Annotated in this window: 24 protein-coding genes and 2 pseudogenes; 21 read left to right on the forward strand and 5 right to left on the reverse strand. The window is 38.4% G+C overall.

Annotation, left to right across the window (positions count from 1 at the left end):
• Positions 1 to 2: 2 nt before the first annotated feature.
• Genes ROSEINA2194_RS16150 through ROSEINA2194_RS16165 form a run of 5 tightly spaced genes read left to right on the forward strand, consistent with a single transcriptional unit; the run spans position 3 to position 4,203 of the window.
• Positions 3 to 299 carry a hypothetical protein gene (locus ROSEINA2194_RS16150; protein WP_021922767.1) on the forward strand — a complete coding sequence of 99 codons (297 nt, stop codon included), beginning with the start codon at positions 3 to 5 and terminating at the stop codon, positions 297 to 299.
• Between the two features lie 42 nt (positions 300 to 341).
• Complete coding sequence (locus tag ROSEINA2194_RS16155; protein WP_007889930.1) at positions 342 to 2,210, forward strand: TIGR03960 family B12-binding radical SAM protein; 1,869 nt, start codon at positions 342 to 344, stop codon at positions 2,208 to 2,210.
• Complete coding sequence (locus ROSEINA2194_RS16160) at positions 2,194 to 2,910, forward strand: TIGR03936 family radical SAM-associated protein (RefSeq protein WP_007889932.1); 717 nt, start codon at positions 2,194 to 2,196, stop codon at positions 2,908 to 2,910. The genes ROSEINA2194_RS16155 and ROSEINA2194_RS16160 overlap by 17 nt, the downstream gene beginning before the upstream one ends.
• A gap of 46 nt (positions 2,911 to 2,956) precedes the next feature.
• The gene (locus ROSEINA2194_RS22295; RefSeq protein WP_081453939.1) at positions 2,957 to 3,241 is read left to right on the forward strand and encodes a S1 domain-containing protein; all 285 of its coding nucleotides are present in this window, start codon (positions 2,957 to 2,959) and stop codon (positions 3,239 to 3,241) included.
• The gene (locus ROSEINA2194_RS16165; protein ID WP_007889934.1) at positions 3,211 to 4,203 is read left to right on the forward strand and encodes a ribonuclease E/G; all 993 of its coding nucleotides are present in this window, start codon (positions 3,211 to 3,213) and stop codon (positions 4,201 to 4,203) included. The genes ROSEINA2194_RS22295 and ROSEINA2194_RS16165 overlap by 31 nt, the downstream gene beginning before the upstream one ends.
• A gap of 48 nt (positions 4,204 to 4,251) precedes the next feature.
• Here the strand turns inward: ROSEINA2194_RS16165 and bioB are convergent, their stop codons facing one another.
• Positions 4,252 to 5,229 (reverse strand): biotin synthase BioB, encoded by a 978-nt coding sequence (bioB, locus tag ROSEINA2194_RS16170; protein WP_007889942.1) that lies wholly within the window; start codon positions 5,227 to 5,229, stop codon positions 4,252 to 4,254.
• A 354-nt stretch (positions 5,230 to 5,583) separates the two neighbouring features.
• On the opposite strand from bioB, the pseudogene ROSEINA2194_RS23670 reads away from it, so the two are divergent.
• The 11 genes and pseudogenes from ROSEINA2194_RS23670 to rsfS all read left to right on the forward strand — a co-directional run.
• A pseudogene (locus ROSEINA2194_RS23670) lies at positions 5,584 to 5,688 on the forward strand (sugar O-acetyltransferase); the annotation flags it as partial.
• 2 nt (positions 5,689 to 5,690) lie between these two features.
• Entirely contained in the window at positions 5,691 to 6,836 is a 1,146-nt protein-coding gene (locus ROSEINA2194_RS16180; RefSeq protein ID WP_044928577.1) for a hypothetical protein, read from the forward strand.
• Positions 6,833 to 7,141: a diguanylate cyclase domain-containing protein gene (locus tag ROSEINA2194_RS16185; RefSeq protein WP_007889945.1), complete on the forward strand. Its 309-nt coding sequence runs from the start codon at positions 6,833 to 6,835 to the stop codon at positions 7,139 to 7,141. The genes ROSEINA2194_RS16180 and ROSEINA2194_RS16185 overlap by 4 nt, the downstream gene beginning before the upstream one ends.
• Positions 7,142 to 7,288: 147 nt before the next feature.
• Entirely contained in the window at positions 7,289 to 7,594 is a 306-nt protein-coding gene (gene rplU / locus ROSEINA2194_RS16190; protein ID WP_007889946.1) for a 50S ribosomal protein L21, read from the forward strand.
• Positions 7,595 to 7,611: 17 nt separating this feature from the next.
• A complete protein-coding gene (locus tag ROSEINA2194_RS16195) occupies positions 7,612 to 7,941 on the forward strand; it encodes a ribosomal-processing cysteine protease Prp (protein WP_007889947.1) in 330 nt (109 codons plus the stop codon).
• Between the two features lie 3 nt (positions 7,942 to 7,944).
• Complete coding sequence (gene rpmA, locus ROSEINA2194_RS16200) at positions 7,945 to 8,229, forward strand: 50S ribosomal protein L27 (protein WP_007889948.1); 285 nt, start codon at positions 7,945 to 7,947, stop codon at positions 8,227 to 8,229.
• A gap of 101 nt (positions 8,230 to 8,330) precedes the next feature.
• Positions 8,331 to 9,614 carry a GTPase ObgE gene (gene obgE, locus ROSEINA2194_RS16205; protein ID WP_044928580.1) on the forward strand — a complete coding sequence of 428 codons (1,284 nt, stop codon included), beginning with the start codon at positions 8,331 to 8,333 and terminating at the stop codon, positions 9,612 to 9,614.
• An 18-nt stretch (positions 9,615 to 9,632) separates the two neighbouring features.
• Entirely contained in the window at positions 9,633 to 9,932 is a 300-nt protein-coding gene (gene yhbY, locus ROSEINA2194_RS16210; protein ID WP_007889951.1) for a ribosome assembly RNA-binding protein YhbY, read from the forward strand.
• A gap of 29 nt (positions 9,933 to 9,961) precedes the next feature.
• A complete protein-coding gene (gene nadD, locus ROSEINA2194_RS16215; RefSeq protein WP_007889955.1) occupies positions 9,962 to 10,543 on the forward strand; it encodes a nicotinate-nucleotide adenylyltransferase in 582 nt (193 codons plus the stop codon).
• 162 nt (positions 10,544 to 10,705) lie between these two features.
• Positions 10,706 to 11,206 carry a bis(5'-nucleosyl)-tetraphosphatase (symmetrical) YqeK gene (gene yqeK, locus ROSEINA2194_RS16220; RefSeq protein WP_007889965.1) on the forward strand — a complete coding sequence of 167 codons (501 nt, stop codon included), beginning with the start codon at positions 10,706 to 10,708 and terminating at the stop codon, positions 11,204 to 11,206.
• Positions 11,207 to 11,289: 83 nt separating this feature from the next.
• Complete coding sequence (rsfS, locus tag ROSEINA2194_RS16225) at positions 11,290 to 11,637, forward strand: ribosome silencing factor (RefSeq protein WP_007889967.1); 348 nt, start codon at positions 11,290 to 11,292, stop codon at positions 11,635 to 11,637.
• Between the two features lie 128 nt (positions 11,638 to 11,765).
• Here rsfS and ROSEINA2194_RS23810 read toward each other — a convergent pair.
• The 3 genes and pseudogenes from ROSEINA2194_RS23810 to ROSEINA2194_RS16240 all read right to left on the reverse strand — a co-directional run bounded on the left by ROSEINA2194_RS23810 (position 11,766) and on the right by ROSEINA2194_RS16240 (position 14,031).
• Positions 11,766 to 12,531, reverse strand: a pseudogene (locus tag ROSEINA2194_RS23810) (ABC transporter permease).
• A 13-nt stretch (positions 12,532 to 12,544) separates the two neighbouring features.
• The gene (locus ROSEINA2194_RS16235; RefSeq protein ID WP_007889973.1) at positions 12,545 to 13,270 is read right to left on the reverse strand and encodes an ABC transporter permease; all 726 of its coding nucleotides are present in this window, start codon (positions 13,268 to 13,270) and stop codon (positions 12,545 to 12,547) included.
• Positions 13,267 to 14,031 (reverse strand): ABC transporter ATP-binding protein, encoded by a 765-nt coding sequence (locus ROSEINA2194_RS16240; protein ID WP_044928600.1) that lies wholly within the window; start codon positions 14,029 to 14,031, stop codon positions 13,267 to 13,269. The genes ROSEINA2194_RS16235 and ROSEINA2194_RS16240 overlap by 4 nt, the downstream gene beginning before the upstream one ends.
• Positions 14,032 to 14,193: 162 nt before the next feature.
• Between ROSEINA2194_RS16240 and ROSEINA2194_RS16245 the strand changes: the two genes are divergently transcribed.
• A complete protein-coding gene (locus ROSEINA2194_RS16245) occupies positions 14,194 to 14,832 on the forward strand; it encodes a response regulator transcription factor (RefSeq protein ID WP_007889975.1) in 639 nt (212 codons plus the stop codon).
• Entirely contained in the window at positions 14,751 to 16,010 is a 1,260-nt protein-coding gene (locus tag ROSEINA2194_RS16250; RefSeq protein ID WP_227970684.1) for a sensor histidine kinase, read from the forward strand. Before ROSEINA2194_RS16245 ends, ROSEINA2194_RS16250 begins: the two co-directional genes overlap by 82 nt.
• 131 nt (positions 16,011 to 16,141) lie before the next feature.
• Here the strand turns inward: ROSEINA2194_RS16250 and lexA are convergent, their stop codons facing one another.
• Positions 16,142 to 16,753, reverse strand: coding sequence for a transcriptional repressor LexA (lexA, locus tag ROSEINA2194_RS16255; protein WP_007889977.1), 612 nt, complete (start codon positions 16,751 to 16,753; stop codon positions 16,142 to 16,144).
• 251 nt (positions 16,754 to 17,004) lie between these two features.
• Between lexA and ROSEINA2194_RS21360 the strand changes: the two genes are divergently transcribed.
• The 3 genes from ROSEINA2194_RS21360 (at position 17,005) to ROSEINA2194_RS22305 (ending at position 18,347) form a co-directional block, all read left to right on the forward strand.
• On the forward strand, positions 17,005 to 17,427 hold the full coding sequence (locus tag ROSEINA2194_RS21360) for a LysM peptidoglycan-binding domain-containing protein (RefSeq protein ID WP_049888001.1): 423 nt from the start codon (positions 17,005 to 17,007) through the stop codon (positions 17,425 to 17,427).
• Positions 17,428 to 17,608: 181 nt separating this feature from the next.
• Positions 17,609 to 17,944, forward strand: coding sequence for a lysophospholipid acyltransferase family protein (locus tag ROSEINA2194_RS22300; protein WP_007889979.1), 336 nt, complete (start codon positions 17,609 to 17,611; stop codon positions 17,942 to 17,944).
• A 4-nt stretch (positions 17,945 to 17,948) separates the two neighbouring features.
• Positions 17,949 to 18,347: a lysophospholipid acyltransferase family protein gene (locus ROSEINA2194_RS22305; RefSeq protein ID WP_007889980.1), complete on the forward strand. Its 399-nt coding sequence runs from the start codon at positions 17,949 to 17,951 to the stop codon at positions 18,345 to 18,347.
• Positions 18,348 to 18,370: the final 23 nt, after the last annotated feature.

Raw genomic sequence — 18,370 nt, forward strand, 5'->3', positions numbered from 1 at the left:
TTATGACCGATGAATATGTGGAAAGACGCAGAGCTTACGTCAACGAGATACGGCGCTCGTTTGACCGGCCGGAGGTGGAAAATGGCACCGCAGAAGAGGAATCACAGCCTTTGGTTCCGTGGATTTTTCTGAAAATCCGCATAGTGCTTGCAGTTCTTCTTATGCTCGCATTCCTTCTGTTAAAATATAATGCATATGAATTCCATGGCTATCAGGCAAAAGATGTCATTGACATTATTTCTGATAATCAGTATTATACAATTTTGCAGGATTATGTTATGATAAATGAGCATGACTGATTTCCCAGTCGTTTTCAGGAAAAATGAGAAAGGACAAACCGAATGACAAAATTAGCATTATCAGATGAGATACTGATGAAAATCGATAAACCGGCACGTTATATCGGAAATGAGTTAAACAGTATCAAAAAAGATAAAGAAAAAGTAGCAATCCGTTTTGCCATGTGCTTCCCGGATGTATATGAGATAGGGATGTCACATCTTGGCGTTCAGATTTTATATGATATGTTTAATAAAATGGAAGATGTGTGGTGTGAGAGAGTTTACTCTCCATGGCCGGATCTTCATAAAATCATGAAAGAAGAGCATATTCCACTGTTTGGATTAGAGTCCCAGGAACCGATCAAAAATCTTGATTTTATCGGTCTTACGCTCAATTATGAGATGTGTTACACAAATGTGCTTCAGATTTTAGACCTCGGACAGATCCCACTGCTTGCAAAAGACCGTACAGAAGACGATCCACTGGTGATCGGTGGCGGCTGCTGCACTTATAATCCGGAGCCGATGGCAGACTTCTTTGATCTGTTTTATATGGGAGAGGGTGAAATTTCTTTCTACGAACTGTTTGATCTTTATAAAAAAATGCGTGCAGAGGGAAAAACACGCCATGAATTTTTACATGAAGCTTCCAAAGTGCCTGGTATCTATGTGCCATCCCTCTATGAAGTGACTTATAAAGAGGACGGAACGATCGCATCCTTTGAACCAATTTATGAGGATGTTCCAAAAACGATCCAGAAGCAGATCGTACTGAATATGACAGAAGCTGTTTATCCGGAAAAACCTGTCGTCCCTTTTATCAAGGCAACACAGGATCGTGTGGTTCTCGAGATCCAGCGCGGATGTATCCGTGGCTGCCGTTTCTGCCAGGCTGGAATGGTTTACCGTCCGGTCCGTGAAAAAAATGTAGAGCACTTGAAAGAGCTTGCCTACAAAATGTTAAAATCAACCGGACACGAAGAGATTTCTTTAAGCTCTTTAAGTTCCTCCGATTATTCTGAACTGGAAGAACTGGTGAATTTCCTGATCGATGAGTTCAAGGGAAAAGGTGTGAATATCTCACTTCCTTCCCTGCGGATCGATGCCTTTTCGCTGGATGTCATGAGCAAAGTGCAGGATATCAAAAAGAGCAGTCTGACATTTGCACCGGAAGCCGGTTCCCAAAGACTTCGTGATGTCATTAACAAAGGTCTTACCGAAGAGGTGATCTTAAACGGTTCCAGACTTGCTTTTGAAGGTGGCTGGAACAAGGTAAAATTATACTTTATGCTTGGACTTCCAACCGAGACGGAAGAAGATATGAAAGCGATCCCGCAGCTTGCCAATGAGATCGCAGCTCTTTATTATGACACGGTTCCGAAGGAAAAACGGAATGGAAAATGTCAGATTACGATCAGTACCTCTTTCTTTGTGCCGAAGCCATTTACTCCGTTCCAGTGGGCAGGAATGTACACACCGGGAGATTATCTTGCAAGAGCGCGGGTGGTCAATGAGGGTGTGCATGCGCAGCTGAATCATAAGAGTATCAAATATAACTGGCACGAAGCGGATGTGACGGTTTTAGAAGGGATTCTGGCACGAGGCGACCGTAAGATCGGACAGGCTCTCTTAAAAGTTTATGAAAAAGGCGGCATTTTTGATGCGTGGAGCGAATATTTCGATTATCAGAGATGGGAGGACGCTTTTGCGGAATGTGGTATCGATACCGATTTTTACACGATGAGAGAGCGTGATCTGGATGAGATCTTCCCATGGGATTTCATTGATACCGGCGTATCGAAAGAGTTTTTAAAACGTGAATGGAAGAATGCACATGATGAAAAAGTAACCCCGAACTGCCGCATGAAATGTTCCGGCTGTGGAGCCATGAAATTTGGAGGAGGTGTCTGTTTTGAAAATAAGGATTAAATTTCGAAAATCTGGTGTGATGAAGTTCATCGGACACCTTGATATTATGCGCTATTTCCAGAAGGCGATGCGGAGAGCAGATATTGACATCTGTTATTCAGAGGGATTTTCCCCTCATCAGATCATGTCGTTTGCAGCACCGCTAGGCGTTGGAATTACAAGTGACGGCGAATATTTAGATATTGAAGTACACGAAAGCAAGTCTACAAAAGAGGCGATGGCAGATTTAAATGCGACGATGGTAGAGGGCGTGGAGATCACCGGATATGTGAAGCTTCCGGACAATGCCAAGACAGCGATGTCCTTAGTTGCCGCAGCCGATTATAACCTTTTCTTTAAGGAAGGTTATGAAGTACCATTTACGAAAACAGAAGCCAGACAGGCGATTTTAGAATATTTTATCACGCCTTCTGAGGTACTTATCACCAAGCAGACAAAGAAAAGCGAAAAAATCATGGACTTAAAGCAGCTGGTTTATGATTTTAAAGTAGAAGGAACCGAGGAGGCACCGGAGTTTTACATCAATCTCTGTACCGGAAGTTCCGACAACTTAAAACCGGAACTTGTGTTAGAATCCCTTTTCGGCTATATGAACATTCCATATAATGCCAATGCAATCCAGATCCATCGTTTGGATGTGTATGCAAAAGAGGGGGACAAATTTGTTTCTCTACTGGATATGGGCGAAGAGATCGCATAAAGAGGTTCTTTATGAATAAATATATTATCACACATGAAAAAATAAAATGCAAAACAGGGAAGAGCAGGACTTTATTGTCTCTGCTCTTTATAATCAGGGCAAAAAAATGATCGAAGTAAGCCTTACACCCCCAGATGAAGATAGTTTACTTGGAAACATTTATATTGGCCGTGTGGAAAATGTCGTACAGAATATCCGGGCAGCTTTTGTGAAGATTTCGCCGGAGCAGACCTGTTATTTGTCTTTAGATGATCTGAAAAATGCACATTTTACCAAAAAGCTCTCTGCAAAAAAGAAATTGTGGCAGGAGATGAGCTTCTGGTTCAGGTAGAACGTGAAGCTTTAAAGACGAAAGAACCTGCTGTCACTGCGAATTTAAGCTTTGCAGGAAAATATGCTGTTCTTACAAGCGGAAACCGCAGGCTTGGAATTTCTTCCAAATTAAATAAAGAGCAGAAAGCACATTATAAGGAATTATTGCACGAATTTGATACAGAAAGCTACGGACTTATCATCCGGACCAATGCCGCAAGTGTCGCAGATGAAACACTAATTGCAGAGATTCGAAGCCTTGAGCAGGAATGGTCACAGATGCGTGAGAATGTCTGCCATAAAACCTGTTACAGTGTTCTGAAAAAAGCGAGACCAACGTATCTGGAAGACGTTAAAAACCAGCGGGAAGGTTCTGTCAGCGAGATTATCACCGATGACCGCGGACTCTTTGAAACAATCTGTATGGATTATGGAATTCATCCAAAACAGTTTATGACAAACGGTTCTGTCCCGGTTCCGGTCGATCAGTTTCAGGTGCCGACAATCTCTGGAACAGCAGATTCCCTGACGTTAACGTATTACCATGATCCGATGTTAACGTTATCTTCCCTCTACAGCGTGAAGTCCTCCTTAGAAAAGGCTTTAAGGGAACAGATCTGGTTAAAGTCCGGTGCATCCATTGTTTTACAGCACACAGAGGCACTTACGGTCATTGACGTGAACAGTGGGAAAAATATCATAAAAAAAGAGATGCGCGAAAATCTGCTCCGTATTAATTTAGAGGCAGCGAAAGAGATTGCCTATCAACTCAGATTGCGCAATATCTCAGGCATTATCATCATCGATTTTATCAATCTTCTTGCAAAAGAAGATGAGGCAGTTCTTTTAAAAGAATTCCGCACATATTTAAAAGACGACCCGGTGAAAACGGATCTGATCGACATGACCAGACTAGGACTGGTGGAAGTGACCAGAAAGAAGATTAAGAAATCTTTGCGGGACAGTTTAAAGATGAACTAAAAAAAGTGAGCAGCCACACTGTAAGGTCTGCTCACTTTTTTAATAGATTTATGCAGATTCAATCTCATACGTAAATCCGGCGTCCTCGATCACCCTGATGGTATCCTCGATTCCCTGACCATCCTCAGTGAGATAACCGGATGCAAAAATAGAGTTTACAACGGACAATAAACGTTTTTCTTCACCTTTAAAGTAAACCTCACGTCCGGCAGCACAGCGGATGTCTGCCTGTGGAACAAGAAGCCTTGCAAGGGCGAGAACCTTAAGACCATATTCAGGGGTTAAGCCTGAGGTATCTTTGTGTGCTAAAGGTGTTCCCTCAATTGGCAGCAAAAAGTTGATCGGGATTGCTTCCGGGTTAATTTCACGGAGTTCTAACAGCATATCAACAACATCCTCTTTGCTTTCCCCCATACCAATGATCCCACCACTGCAGATTTCATAACCCAATCCCTGCAGCATTTTGATATTTGCGACACGCTGGTCAAACGTATGCGTAGAGCAGATGTTCGGATAAAATGCACGGCTGCTGTTTAAGTTATGGTTAATACGGTCAAGTCCTGCCTCTTTTAACATGCGCGCCTGTTTTTCAGTCAAAAATCCGATGGAACAGCAGAGGTGTGTTCCGGTTTCTTTCATTTTACGGATTTTTGCAGCGAGTTCTTCAATCTCGGCGTCTGTGAATTTCATGCCGCTCAATCCGATACAGTGTCTTGCGAGATGATTTTTATTTACAAAATCATTGTCGCGGTAAAGTTTCTCATCGGAAACCCATTTATATTTCTCAATATCGGCTGATGAACGGCAGGATTGTGCGCAGTAAGCACAGTCCTGTGAGCAGTTGCCGCTTCTTGCGTTTGTCAGAATGTGGATTCCGACATTGTCTCCTTTGTATTTGCGGCGCAGTTTCTCAGCGCGTGCAATCAGCTCATCCAACTGATCATCCGGTGTATTTAAAATTGCAAGAGCCTCCTCTCTGGTAAGATATGGATTTTCGGCTTCGGTTGTCTTTGGTTGTGTTGTCATTTTTGTACTCCTTTGTTACGTTTACAAAATTCAAATAAGTTACGGTATGAATTCACAAGTTTCTAAATTCAATTGTTTTTAAAGTAGCACGAAGTATGGTTAATTGTCAACATGCTCACTTATAGAAGTTGACATTTATTTGTAAAAGCTAGTTAACATTAGTATAAATATCTACATATGCAGATATTTCATTTTATTGTACTAATCTTGTGTCTAATATGATATGATATTATTTGAATTAGGGAATTTTGTAAATAAGAAGTGAATCTTCCAAAAGATAAATTTTGTAAGGAGTTTTCTTATAATCAAAAGGAAGAAAAAGCAGAAGTATTAAAGCAGCTTTTGGGCAGTATGGGAACAATAGGTGCAGGAAGTGTTGTGACAAAAGATATTCCGGCCAATTGTGTTGCGGTTGGAAATCCATGCCGTGTGATTCGAAAGATAAATGAGGAATGTTGAATATGAATTATAACGATTTTTTAACCAGACAACAGCAAATCAAAAAACTGTCTATTGCGGAGCAGAAAAATTTTTATGAACAGCTATTGAAAAAGAAATACGACAAAACCGAAGTGCGCATACTTGCAAGTTTTTATTATGGGCAGCTATTTTATCAGGAAGGAAATTTCAGAAAAACCATAGAGATTATAGAACCAATCATAGTGGACTATCAAAGCTATCCGTATACCCCTAAGTTATTGTCCTGTTTTAACCTGATAGGTGTGGCAACACATTGCGAGACAGAATATAATGTTTCCCGTTTTTTCTATGAAACGGCATTAAAAATTGCCATGGAAAATGATGAAAAATACTATTATGCATTTGAGTATAATAATATTGCATTGACCTACATTGAGGAACAAAACTATGAGGAAGCACTTAAAAGTCTTGCGCTCGCAGAAGACGTCCTGAAAGACTGTGATGAGGAAATGGGTGCTTATATCTATATCAATAAATCTATTTCACTTCAGAAACTGAACCGTTTAACAGAGGCTTTAAAGGCGTTTGAACTTGGAGTGAGCCAATATCATGCAGATACAATCGTTCCGGATGATGTCACCCGCTGTGCAGCAACACTTTATTATAAATTGGAACAGCCAGAAAAATATGAGACTTACAAAAAACAGATCCTTTCAAAAATGGATGAAATGTACGCGGCTGAATTTATGGATGCCTGCCGGGAACTGTTTGAGTGTGGAAGAGATTCTTGTGATGATAACCTTATGAACCACATTTTACGATCCATGAATCAGTATATGGAAAAATATCCGGATGAAATCAAGGTTGGACTTGAATTTGCAGAATTAATATATGTATACGCTGTTGGTAAAATGGACAAAGACGCGATTTTAGAGGCATTAGAGGCGAAAAACTATTATAAAGACCGGATTATTGAATATTCGAAAGAAAACCATATAAAATCTTTACAGCAATACATAGAGATTAATTCGCAGATATCTGAATTAGAGCGGGATGCATTAACGGGATTCAAAACCCGTAAGGCATATTACAAAGATATTGCAATCATCGAATGTGACGAGGAGATGTGTAACCAGCCGGTTGGCATCGCTTTTGCAGATGTGAATGGTCTAAAAAAAAATCAATGACAATCTGGGACATGAAGCAGGAGATGAGCTGCTCGCAGCAATTGCGAAAAAAAATCATAACCATATTCCAGGAGGCAGGCTGTTACCGTTTTGGTGGGGACGAATTTATCATTCTGTCATTCGATAAAAGCGAGACAGACTTTCAAAATAAGCTGCAAAAGCTTTCAAAGCTATGGACGGCTGAATGTTCGGCTTCCATTGGAAGTGTCTGGTTAGAACATGCAAAGGACATTGAAAGGAATTTGTCAGTTGCAGATGAGAAGATGTATGTGAATAAAAATTATTATTATAAAAATAGGTTTTAACTAAAAAGGTTAGAAAAATTTCAAAAAACCAGTTGACGTAATTCAATTGTTATGCTATAGTAACGAAGTATGCCGCACAGTGAGGTCTCAAATTCTGCGTATTTGCAGAAACCATAACTGGCGAGTAATGATAATAGGAGGTGCCATATGTACGCAATTATCGCAACAGGTGGTAAACAGTATAAAGTTTCCGAAGGTGATATCATTACCATTGAAAAACTTGGTGTTGAAGCTGGTGAGAAAGTAACTTTTGATCAGGTATTAGCAGTTTCTGACAACGGAATGAAAGTTGGAGCAGACGTAGCTAACGCAACTGTAGAAGCTTCTGTAGTTAAAGAAGGCAGAGGTAAGAAAGTTATCGTTTACAAGTATAAGAGAAAAACCGGTTATCACAAGAAAAATGGCCACAGACAGGCGTTTACACAGGTTAAGATTGAAAAAATTAATGCGTAATCGATAGGAAGATTGTTATGACTAAGATAACGATTTTCAGAAACCGGGATCAGGCATTTTTAGGTTTTGACTGTCTTGGACATGCAGGATATGCAGAAGAAGGTGAAGACATTGTATGTGCGGGAATTTCTGCACTGGTGATCAACACGATCAATACCCTTGGTGTTTACACGAAGGAGAAATTTTCTACAGATTCTGATGAAGAGACCGGAATGATCACACTCAGGTTTGATGCTCCGGCAGGTCATGATGCTGATTTGCTCATGAAATCCCTGGTTTTAGGCTTGCAAGGAATACAAAATACTTATGGAAATGATTATATCATTCTAACATTCAAGGAGGTGTAAGACATGATGAATATGAACCTTCAGTTTTTCGCTCATAAAAAGGGTGTTGGTTCTACAAAGAACGGCCGTGACTCTGAATCTAAGAGATTAGGTGCTAAGAGAGCAGACGGACAGTTTGTCAAAGCTGGTAACATTATTTACAGACAGCGTGGAACAAAGATTCATCCAGGTGTTAATGTAGGAATCGGTGGAGATGACACATTATTCGCTTTAACAGATGGTATCTTAAGATTCGAGAGAAAAGGAAGAGATAAGAAACAGGCTTCCGTTTATCCAGTAGCTGAATAATAAGATGAACAATGGACCCGACTATTTGTATAGATAGCCGGGTTCTTATTGTTTTGACATTCGGAAAGGGCAGACTAACTGTCCGCTTAAAGGAGAAAATCATGTTTGCAGACAGAGCAACAATTATCATAAAATCAGGAAAAGGTGGAAATGGACATGTCAGTTTCCGCCGTGAAAAATATGTTCCAAATGGCGGTCCGGACGGCGGAGACGGCGGCCGCGGTGGCGATGTTATTTTTGTTGTCGATGAGGGATTGAATACGCTGACAGACTTTCGCCACAGACGTAAATTTGCTGCTGAAAACGGTGAAGAAGGCGGCAAAAAGAAATGTCATGGGAAAGATGGCGCTGATCTGATCTTAAAAGTTCCGGCAGGAACTGTCATCAAAGATGCGGAATCAGACAAGGTCATTGCCGATATGTCCGGTGACAACAAACGTCAGGTGATCTTAAAAGGGGGCCGCGGCGGACAGGGAAATTCCCACTATGCAACAGCCACCATGCAGGCACCGAAATACGCACAGCCAGGTGGTGAAGGAATTGAGATAGAAGTAAAATTAGAGTTAAAGGTAATTGCTGATGTAGGGCTTGTGGGTTTTCCAAATGTCGGAAAATCAACGCTTTTATCCCGCGTGACCAATGCACAGCCTAAAATCGCCAATTATCATTTTACAACATTACAGCCAAATCTTGGTGTTGTTGACTTAGATGGTGCCAAAGGTTTTGTCATTGCCGATATTCCGGGGCTGATTGAGGGAGCTTCTGAGGGTGTTGGACTTGGACTTGAGTTTTTACGTCATATCGAGCGTACCAGAGTCATGATCCATGTTGTGGATGCCGCCGGAACCGAAGGGCGTGATCCGATTGCCGACATCAAAGCAATTGACAAAGAACTTGCCGCTTATGATCCGGAACTTTTGAAAAAACCGCAGGTCATTGCAGCAAATAAAATTGATTCCATCTATGGCGATGAAAACGAGATCATTAAAGCATTAAAAGATGAATTCGAGAAAGACGGAATTAAAGTATTCCCGATTTCTGCAGTCAGCGGTCAGGGACTGAAGGAACTTTTATACCATGTGAGCCAGCTTTTGGAAACATGTGGCAGAGAACCTGTCATTTACGAGCAGGAATACGATCCGGCATTACGTTTCTTCCGGGATGACCCTTACACGATCACAATGGAGGATGATGAGACTTTCGTTGTGGAAGGCCCTAAGATTGAAAAAATGCTCGGTTACACGAATATCGAATCTGAGAAAGGTTTCCTGTTCTTCCAGCGTTTCTTAAAAGAACAGGGCATTTTAGACAATCTCGAAGAACATGGAATCCAGGAAGGCGACACCGTGAAGATGTACGGACATGCCTTTGAATATTACAAATAAAAGAAAGGAATTGGCAATATGAATCTTACAAGCAAACAGCGCGCTTATTTAGGAAGCGAAGCAAGCACAATGAACGCTATATTTCAGATTGGAAAGGCAAGTCTGACCCCAGAGCTTATCAATGGTTTAGATGAGGCATTGGAAAAACGCGAGCTCATCAAGATTTCTGTATTAAAAAACTGTGCAGATGACCCTCGTGAAATTGCTGAGATCATCGCAGAACGTACACATTCTGTCGTTGTGAAAGTGATTGGTAAAAAAATCATTCTTTTCCGTCAGGCAAAAAAGAATTCAAAATACGAATTACCTGTAAAATAAATTTCAAAACACTATAAAGGACAGCGATCATGAATCATTTATCAGGCAGGAAAATCGGTATTTTAGGCGGCTCCTTTGATCCGGTACACAATGGACATCTCGCCATTGCCAGGGCAGCCTACACAGATTTTGATCTGGACGAAGTCTGGTTTATTCCAGCCGGACATTCTCCGAACAAAAACGAAAGCGGTATGACTCTTCCGGAATACCGCGCCGAGATGGTTGCTCTTGCAATAAAACCATACCCATATTTTAAAATGTCTACGGTAGAGATAGAAGCAGAAGAGACAAGTTACACTTATCTGACACTCACAAAATTAAAGAACCGTTACCCGGATACGATATTTTATTTTATCATGGGTGCAGATTCTCTCGACTACTTTGAGGAATGGAAACATCCGGAGATCATCTGTGAAAAGGCAGTTGTATTAGTAGCAGTGCGCGACCACTGGAATATGGAGGATGTCAAAAAGAAAATCCATGCGATCGAACAGTTATTTCATGCAAAGATCTATCCGCTTTCCTGTGACCGTTTTGATGCAGCCTCAAGAAACATCCGCCAGATGATAAAAAAGGGGAAGATACCGGGCAGCTGCTTCCGTATGCAGTGAGCCAATTTATAAAAGAACATCATCTTTACGAAAATGAGAAATGATTTTTTTAAACATTTCCGATCAGATTTTTGACAGAGGATAACGATATGGAACTGATAGAAATACGAAAAAATTAAAAAAGTACAGGACAAAGACCGCTACGAGCACACCAAAGGTGTGATGTACACCGCAGGCTGCCTCGCTATGGCGTACGGCTATGATATGCAGAAAGCCATGCTTGCCGGTCTGCTCCATGACTGTGCAAAATGCATTCCAAACGATGAAAAATTAAGACTATGTGAAGAGAACGACATTCTTATTTCATCCGTAGAACGTGAAAATCCCTTTTTGCTTCATGCAAAACTTGGTGCATTGCTTGCCAAAACAGAATATGATGTAACAGATCCATTGATTTTACATGCGATTAAAGTGCACACAACAGGTGAGCCGGATATGAATATTTTAGACAAGATCATTTATATTGCCGATTACATCGAACCAAACCGCAATAAAGCGGCTAATTTAGATCGCGTGAGGGAATTAGCCTTTCATGATTTAGATGTCTGTATGGCCGAAATATTGCACGACACACTGGTTTATCTGAAAAAGCGTGGTGGAAACATTGATCCGACAACACAGATGACCTATGAATTTTATAAACATTACAAAGAAACGCTCTAAAACAATACGTTATGTGACAATTCTATGCACACAAATGTGCACAGGTTTTCACTTACATAATTAAACAGAAAGGAACATCGTTTATGACATCAAAAGAACTTACAAAACTTGCAGTAGCTGCTTTGGAAGACAGAAAAGCAGAAGATGTAACTGTTATTGATATCAGCGAAATTTCTCCGATTGCAGATTATTTTATCATTGCAAACGGAACAAACCAGAATCAGCTCCAGGCAATGCGTGACGCTGCCGATGAAGCCTTATACAAAGCCGGCGTAAAAGTCCAGCAGATTGAAGGAAACCAGAGTTCTACCTGGATCTTAATGGATTACGGTGATATTATTATCCATATCTTCTCAAAAGAAGACCGTCTTTTCTATGATCTCGAGAGAACCTGGAGAGATGGAAAAGTTGTGGATGTAAGTGATTTATAATAAAAATACATGAAATTTCTAATTATCTTTTCATAAGTTAGCAAATGCCGATATATCCTGTATTTTAAGGATCATCGGCATTTGCTTTTTGGAAGAGTCCCTGCATAAGCTGGCATTTTACCAGTTAATCAGCTCATTTCTTTTCTTCCAAAGTATTTAATAGAAACACATATTGCAAAGACCGATATAATTACAGCACATGGTATAAACGGAAATAATGATAGTGTACTTCCTGTGTCTGTCGCTGTTACTGTATGTAATGCGTTTGACACAACATAACCACTATAACAATAAGGATATACTATCCATAAAGGTGTATTAGCAACCAAAACCCCCGGAATTATCAGAAGTAAGTTTAATCCCATAGATAGCATCGGTTTTTCAAACAGTATTGTAATTGCCCACATACACGAAATAGCTGGAATCATAGTCGTAAATAATTTTAATGTCCACGTTAATAAATAAAGGACAGGAATAGATTCTGTTACATTCATTATTTTAGTAGCAATAAAGCCTGCAATGACGAATGAGAGAGAAAAGATAAGTAACTGGATTGCTAAAAAGCTCAATAGCACAAAGAATTTTGTTAAGGCAAGTTTTCCTTTGCTGATGGGTAAAGCAAACATTTTTTAATATACCATTATTCTTTGTTTCTCTGTTAGCAATCATAACGCATACAACTACCATTGAAAACGGAAGTAAATAATAACCAAAAAGCAATGCACTTTGAATAAACATTGCCGACCAAGCATTTGTATATTCTGGTGTCATATACATACTGATACTGAAAACACCAGAAACCACAACTAAAATAGGTGGGATTAAAAGCAAAGGTAAAATCATAGACCTTTTCACTTTCATAAATTCTATTTTTAACAATTCAATAATTGACATACGATTGTCTCCTTTATTCATAATGCTTTATTTTGCCTAAATACCAGCCAACCATGAAGAATATGATTGTTTCAACAAAGCCTAAAATTAAAACTTTCATATCAATACTAGCAGTAGAAGCTACCGCTGGTTTCATCATTAGTACAAATGGGTTAATAAGAAATATAGCTATATCTGAAAGCGACATTGCCATACCGCTAAAAAATCCTGCTACGCCAATACCTAATGTAAACCATATATTTTCACATCGTGATGATAACAAGAGCATAAATGCTAATACTGGTAAAGTTGAAACAAAGCAATATCCTGTATATTTAACAAGTGTTAATAAATCAAAAGTTCCACTAGGCAAAAATATATTTCCAATAATACACAAAGCTCCGTTCTGCAAGACGATACAAACAGCGAGCAAAACAAACAATATATAAAATTTATTTTTGAAAATAGATGATGTCTTGAAAGGAAGCATATACATCTTTTTAATTGCACTTCCTTGAAATTCGATATTATATGTTAAAGTTGTCGCTACGATAATGCCAAACATATTAAGAACCATAATCATTCCGTAAAGCTGTGTCAGCAAAACATCCATAGGTGGAAGCGGTAAGTTTAGCAAAACATCTTTGCGAACTGTAAAATTTGCAAAAGCGTATAATGCACCAAGAAGTCCAATAATCGGTAAAACTTCCAATATGCCGGTGCGTTTACATTTTTTCAATTCTATGGTCAAATTTCTCATAATTTTAACCTCTGCTTTCTGTTTGTGTTATCCTCATCAATCATGGATAAAAACATTTCTTCTAAATTATCATTTTCAAATCCTGCTTCATGTGCTGTAAATTTCAAATCTTCAAGACTTCCCTCAAATAGTAATCTTCCATGATTCAAAATACCAATATCATCAGCTAACAGTTCAATTTCTGACAGCATGTGTGATGAGATTAGAACCGTACAATCATATCTTTTCGGCAGTGATTTAACGAGATTGCGAATTTCGTGAATACCTGCTGGGTCTAATCCATTTGTTGGTTCATCTAAAATTAAAATGGGTGGTTCTCCAAGCAAAGCGGAAGCAAGCCCTAAACGTTGTTTCATTCCTAAAGAATATTTTTTCGCCAAGCGATTACCAAATTCAGATAATCCTACTAATTCTAACGCTTCATCAACACTTGACGCAGGAAGATCTAAAATTCTACGAATAATATCAAGATTTTCTTTACCTGTTAAGTTTGGATAAAATGACGGGGATTCAATAAAAGAACCGATTTTTTTCAAAATTTGAACACGATCATTCGGAAAAGTCAAGTTATCTATTTGGAACTCTCCATCGGTAGGTGCAGTTAATCCCAAAAGCATTTTCATAGTTGTAGATTTTCCAGCACCATTTGGACCGAGAAATCCGTAAATACTACCTTTCTTAATGTGCAAAGATACATGGTCTACGGCGGTAAACGCTTTGTATGTTTTTGTTAAATTTTTAGTTTCAATCATGTTTTTCATAATTTTTGCTCCTTCTTTCTTCATACTCACAATATAAAACACCTACATTACAGCCACATTCTCTCCACCTTACATTTACCTTACAAATGAGAAAATGACTGTTTAACTTTTTTTAAATGTTATAATGGGATAAATAAACTGCAAAAAGGGCGTGACAAATAAATGAATGATACATACTTAAAATCAAAAAAAATATTGATAGTTGATGATGAAGAATGTTTAAGAAGTATGCTTATAACCATATTAGAAGATGAAAATTTTTTAAATATTATTACCGCTGATTGTGTAAAAACAGCTTTGGAAATCTGTCAACAGAGAAAACCGGATATAGCTATATTAGATGTCATGCTTCCAGATGGAAACGGTTTTGAACTTATGGAAACACTAAGAAGTTTCACTAATATTCCAGTGATATTTTTGACCGCAAAAGATGATATACAGGATAAATATTCTGGATTTGGGTTGGGAGCTGACGATTATATAACAAAACCCTTTATGCCAAAAGAACTTATATTTCGTCTAAATGCTGTATTACGCAGATGTTATAAGGAAGATAGCTCACTTATAGAATTACATGATTGTAAAATTGATTTAGCTAATGCACAGGTTATATGGGAAGATAAGATTTTACCTCTTACTGCAAAAGAACATGATATTTTAGAAGTGCTTGTACGAAATGCTAACCATATCGTAACAATAGACGCTCTTTGTGAAGCTGTATGGGGCGACAATCCATTTGGATATGGAAATTCGCTACTTGCTCATATAATCTTACTATCCAAGATGGAAAATATATATTAAATAATAGGTGTCAAAAAGATTTAATTACAAACAACATCTGGGGAATTGTAATAGATAATAGCGGTAATGTAATCTGGCAATACAATCTACCAGAAGAAATACCACTTAAATATTCATTACAAGACGTTGCCACCTTTTCTAAGGGGTATATCAAAAATTATCCCGTATTCACATGGAAGCAAGAAAATGATTTATTGGTATTAGGTTATCCAAAGAACAGTTATTCAAAATTTGTGACTAACTATCTTCCTTTATCAGCAATGCAGAAAACTCCCATTATTCTGTTTATTATGTTGGTATCAAATGTAACTATTCTGTTTATTGTATATTATTTATCAAAACGAAATGTAATGCTGAAAGTTGCTCCTATTCTCAATGGATTAGATAAGCTATCTCATGGCGAAACGGTTGTCCTTAATATAAATGGGGAATTGGAAGATGTTGGAAAACGTATTAACGAAACATCATTGCAATTAGACAAACAAAATAAAGCGAGAGCAAACTGGATAAGTGGCGTTTCACATGATATACGAACACCTCTTTCCATGATTATGGGGTATGCAGATAGAATAACTTCTTCATTAGATGTTGGGGAAAACACCAGAAAACAAGCAAATATTATCAAAATCCAAAGTGTTAAAATTAAAAATTTGGTTCAGGATTTGAACCTTGTGAGTCAATTAAATTATAATGTTCAGCCAGTTAAACAAACGCCTGTTCATTTATGTAAAATGATACGAGAAATTGTCGTTGAGTATCTAAATAACAATCTAAATAATAAATTTGATTTTGAATTAAATTTAGACTGTAATACAGAACAAATCTCTATTATAGGAGATGAAAGATTATTATATCGAGCAATACAAAATATTATTTCTAACAGTATCAATCATAATGAAAATGGTTGTACAATCTCAGTCAGTTTAGCTGTAAATGGAAACAATTTAATATTGGTAATCAGTGATAACGGAAAAGGAATATCAGAAGAAAAATTACAAAAAATACAGTCAACACCTCATTATCTGCAAAGTACAGATGAAAGATTAGATTTACGACATGGTTTAGGACTTCTGCTTGTGAAAGAAATCATTTCTATTCATAATGGAACAGTATCTATTTCAAGTGCATTAAATAACGGATTTTCCACGACTATTTCCTTACCCATAAAAAAACAATAATAAAGCCCTGGCTTGTAACATAAAAATAAATGATAAATTTTTGTATATATCAATACAAGCAAAAGGATGAAAATCAGCTGACTGGTTGTCTGTAAAACAACCAGTCAGCTGATTTTCATTTTCTGTTAAAATTATAGAAAACGGAATACGCCAAACACTTTTCCTAAAATCGAACATTCTTTTACAATGATCGGATCCATCGTATCGTTCTCAGGCTGCAGGCGGTAATAACCGTCTTCTTTGTAAAAAGTCTTAACCGTTGCGGAATCATCCACCAATGCCACTACAATATCGCCATTCTCGGCGTTTGGCTGTTTCTTGACAAGAACATTATCGCCGTTGAAAATACCGGCGTTGATCATACTTTCTCCTTTTACTTTTAACATAAAAGTCTCTTCATTCGGCATATATTCAACTGGGATTGGAAAGTAATTCTCAATATTCTCCGTTGCAAGGATCGGTTCTCCGGCTGCGACATGTCCGACAATAGGTACGTTCACAACCTCACGTCTGGTAAGGTTAAAATCGTCATCAAGAATCTCGATTGCTCTTGGCTTGGTCGGGTCTCTCCGGATATAACCATTCTTCTCCAACGTTTCAAGGTGAGAGTGGACAGAAGAAGTAGACTTTAAATCGACTGCTTCACAGATCTCACGGACTGCAGGCGGATAACCTTTGCTTAAAATCTCACCCTTGATATATTCTAAAATTTCTTTTTGCTTTGCACTAATCTTACCTGGCATAAACTGTCTCCTTATATATGGGATTTCTGTAATGATCCAGCAGCTTCTTAACCACTGCTTCTTTATCTATTAATCATGATAACATACCATATATCGAAATGCAAACATATATTCCGAAAATTTGTTCGATTTTTCTATTGACAAACAGATGTTCGAATAGTAAGATACAGTTATGCAAACAAATGTTCGTAACAAGTGTTCGGGGTATTTATAACACAGATTTACAATTGATGATCCAGGGAGGTACCGTTATGAGAAATGAGAGCAATACAATCACAGGCAGAACCTGTCAGATGTCTGGCAATACATCCAGCCGGATGCATTCTGGTGATGTATCCAGAAACAGACGTATCGTTGTCCGCAGGCAGAAGATAGCTTTAGTTTCGGTCGCATTCATTGCATTGGCAACTATCATCTGTATATTTTTATCTGGTGCGGTCCGTACTCAGGCAGCACCATCTGAGATTTCCTGCAAATATTATACAAGTATTGAAGTACAGAGCGGTGATACTTTATGGTCGATCGCATCCGATCATATTACAGAAGAATACCGTGATATGAATGCCTATATTGACGAAGTCTGCTCTATCAATAAAATTTCTCAGAATGAGATCCATGCGGGACAATATCTTACCATCCCATATTACAGCAGTATTGCCATTGCAGGGAAATAAAATAGGGCTGCGAATTATTACTGGAACAAGGTGTGAGTGAAAAGCAATGTTTTTTCTTCCTGTGACGGCAAGTTGTCAATTCGCCTGAAATAAGGTATAATAGTCATTGTTTCAACTGTAAAGCATGTTCCATTCATGCTATAGGATGAAACAGTAATTATTTTGGGAGAGATTTAGTTCTATGTTACGATTTATATATGTTATTTTACTGAACCTGTTCCGTGCCCCTTACATGATTCCAAAGATGCGGAGGGAAGCTGACCATCCGGAGAAGTATTCAGCAGAAGAACGCTATGAGCTGGCAAGACATTGCATCCGTCTGATGAAAGTTACCGGTGGAATTCATACGAAAGCATATGGACAGGAGAATCTTCCGAAAGAGGGCGGTTACATGATGTACCCGAATCATCAGGGCAAGTATGATGCGCTTGGAATTGTTTACACACACCGTAAACCTTGTTCCATCGTTATGGATAAGGCAAAAATCCAATACCATTCTTGTAAAAGAGTTTATTGATCTGTTGGAAGGAAAGCGACTGGATAAAAAAGATGTACGTCAGGCGCTGACCATTATCAATGAAGTATCGGAAGATGTTAAGAATGGAAAATGTTATATCCTGTTCCCGGAGGGTGGGTATGATTTTAATAACCGCAATCATGTCTGTGACTTTAAAGCCGGCAGTTTTAAAATTGCATTGAAAACCAAAGCGCCGATTATCCCGGTAGCTCTGATCGATTCCTACCGTGTATTTAACAGTTTCTGGCTTGGACCGGTTACAACACAGGTACATTACTTAAAGCCTATTTTATTCGAGGAATATGGCTCTTTAAAGACACAGGAGATAGCAGCATTAGTCAGAGACCGGATCAATGAAAAGATCAATGATGTATTAAAAATCACTGAAAAACAGGAAAAATAAGTTTTACCTATCTTTTACAAAAA

This window comes from Roseburia inulinivorans DSM 16841, assembly GCF_000174195.1.
Classification (GTDB): domain Bacteria; phylum Bacillota; class Clostridia; order Lachnospirales; family Lachnospiraceae; genus Roseburia; species Roseburia inulinivorans.

What these genes read in the sequence shown, in the direction of transcription:
- ROSEINA2194_RS16150 (WP_021922767.1), top strand. Translation starts at nt 3, where the DNA reads ATGACCGATGAATATGTGGAAAGACGCAGAGCTTACGTCAACGAGATA.
- ROSEINA2194_RS16155 (WP_007889930.1), top strand. Translation starts at nt 342, where the DNA reads ATGACAAAATTAGCATTATCAGATGAGATACTGATGAAAATCGATAAA.
- ROSEINA2194_RS22295 (WP_081453939.1), top strand. Translation starts at nt 2,957, where the DNA reads ATGCAAAACAGGGAAGAGCAGGACTTTATTGTCTCTGCTCTTTATAAT.
- bioB (WP_007889942.1), bottom strand. Translation starts at nt 5,229, where the DNA reads ATGACAACACAACCAAAGACAACCGAAGCCGAAAATCCATATCTTACC.
- ROSEINA2194_RS16180 (WP_044928577.1), top strand. Translation starts at nt 5,691, where the DNA reads ATGAATTATAACGATTTTTTAACCAGACAACAGCAAATCAAAAAACTG.
- ROSEINA2194_RS16185 (WP_007889945.1), top strand. Translation starts at nt 6,833, where the DNA reads ATGACAATCTGGGACATGAAGCAGGAGATGAGCTGCTCGCAGCAATTG.
- rplU (WP_007889946.1), top strand. Translation starts at nt 7,289, where the DNA reads ATGTACGCAATTATCGCAACAGGTGGTAAACAGTATAAAGTTTCCGAA.
- ROSEINA2194_RS16195 (WP_007889947.1), top strand. Translation starts at nt 7,612, where the DNA reads ATGACTAAGATAACGATTTTCAGAAACCGGGATCAGGCATTTTTAGGT.
- rpmA (WP_007889948.1), top strand. Translation starts at nt 7,945, where the DNA reads ATGATGAATATGAACCTTCAGTTTTTCGCTCATAAAAAGGGTGTTGGT.
- obgE (WP_044928580.1), top strand. Translation starts at nt 8,331, where the DNA reads ATGTTTGCAGACAGAGCAACAATTATCATAAAATCAGGAAAAGGTGGA.
- yhbY (WP_007889951.1), top strand. Translation starts at nt 9,633, where the DNA reads ATGAATCTTACAAGCAAACAGCGCGCTTATTTAGGAAGCGAAGCAAGC.
- nadD (WP_007889955.1), top strand. Translation starts at nt 9,962, where the DNA reads ATGAATCATTTATCAGGCAGGAAAATCGGTATTTTAGGCGGCTCCTTT.
- yqeK (WP_007889965.1), top strand. Translation starts at nt 10,706, where the DNA reads ATGTACACCGCAGGCTGCCTCGCTATGGCGTACGGCTATGATATGCAG.
- rsfS (WP_007889967.1), top strand. Translation starts at nt 11,290, where the DNA reads ATGACATCAAAAGAACTTACAAAACTTGCAGTAGCTGCTTTGGAAGAC.
- ROSEINA2194_RS16235 (WP_007889973.1), bottom strand. Translation starts at nt 13,270, where the DNA reads ATGAGAAATTTGACCATAGAATTGAAAAAATGTAAACGCACCGGCATA.
- ROSEINA2194_RS16240 (WP_044928600.1), bottom strand. Translation starts at nt 14,031, where the DNA reads ATGAAAAACATGATTGAAACTAAAAATTTAACAAAAACATACAAAGCG.
- ROSEINA2194_RS16245 (WP_007889975.1), top strand. Translation starts at nt 14,194, where the DNA reads ATGAATGATACATACTTAAAATCAAAAAAAATATTGATAGTTGATGAT.
- ROSEINA2194_RS16250 (WP_227970684.1), top strand. Translation starts at nt 14,751, where the DNA reads ATGGGGCGACAATCCATTTGGATATGGAAATTCGCTACTTGCTCATAT.
- lexA (WP_007889977.1), bottom strand. Translation starts at nt 16,753, where the DNA reads ATGCCAGGTAAGATTAGTGCAAAGCAAAAAGAAATTTTAGAATATATC.
- ROSEINA2194_RS21360 (WP_049888001.1), top strand. Translation starts at nt 17,005, where the DNA reads ATGAGAAATGAGAGCAATACAATCACAGGCAGAACCTGTCAGATGTCT.
- ROSEINA2194_RS22300 (WP_007889979.1), top strand. Translation starts at nt 17,609, where the DNA reads ATGTTACGATTTATATATGTTATTTTACTGAACCTGTTCCGTGCCCCT.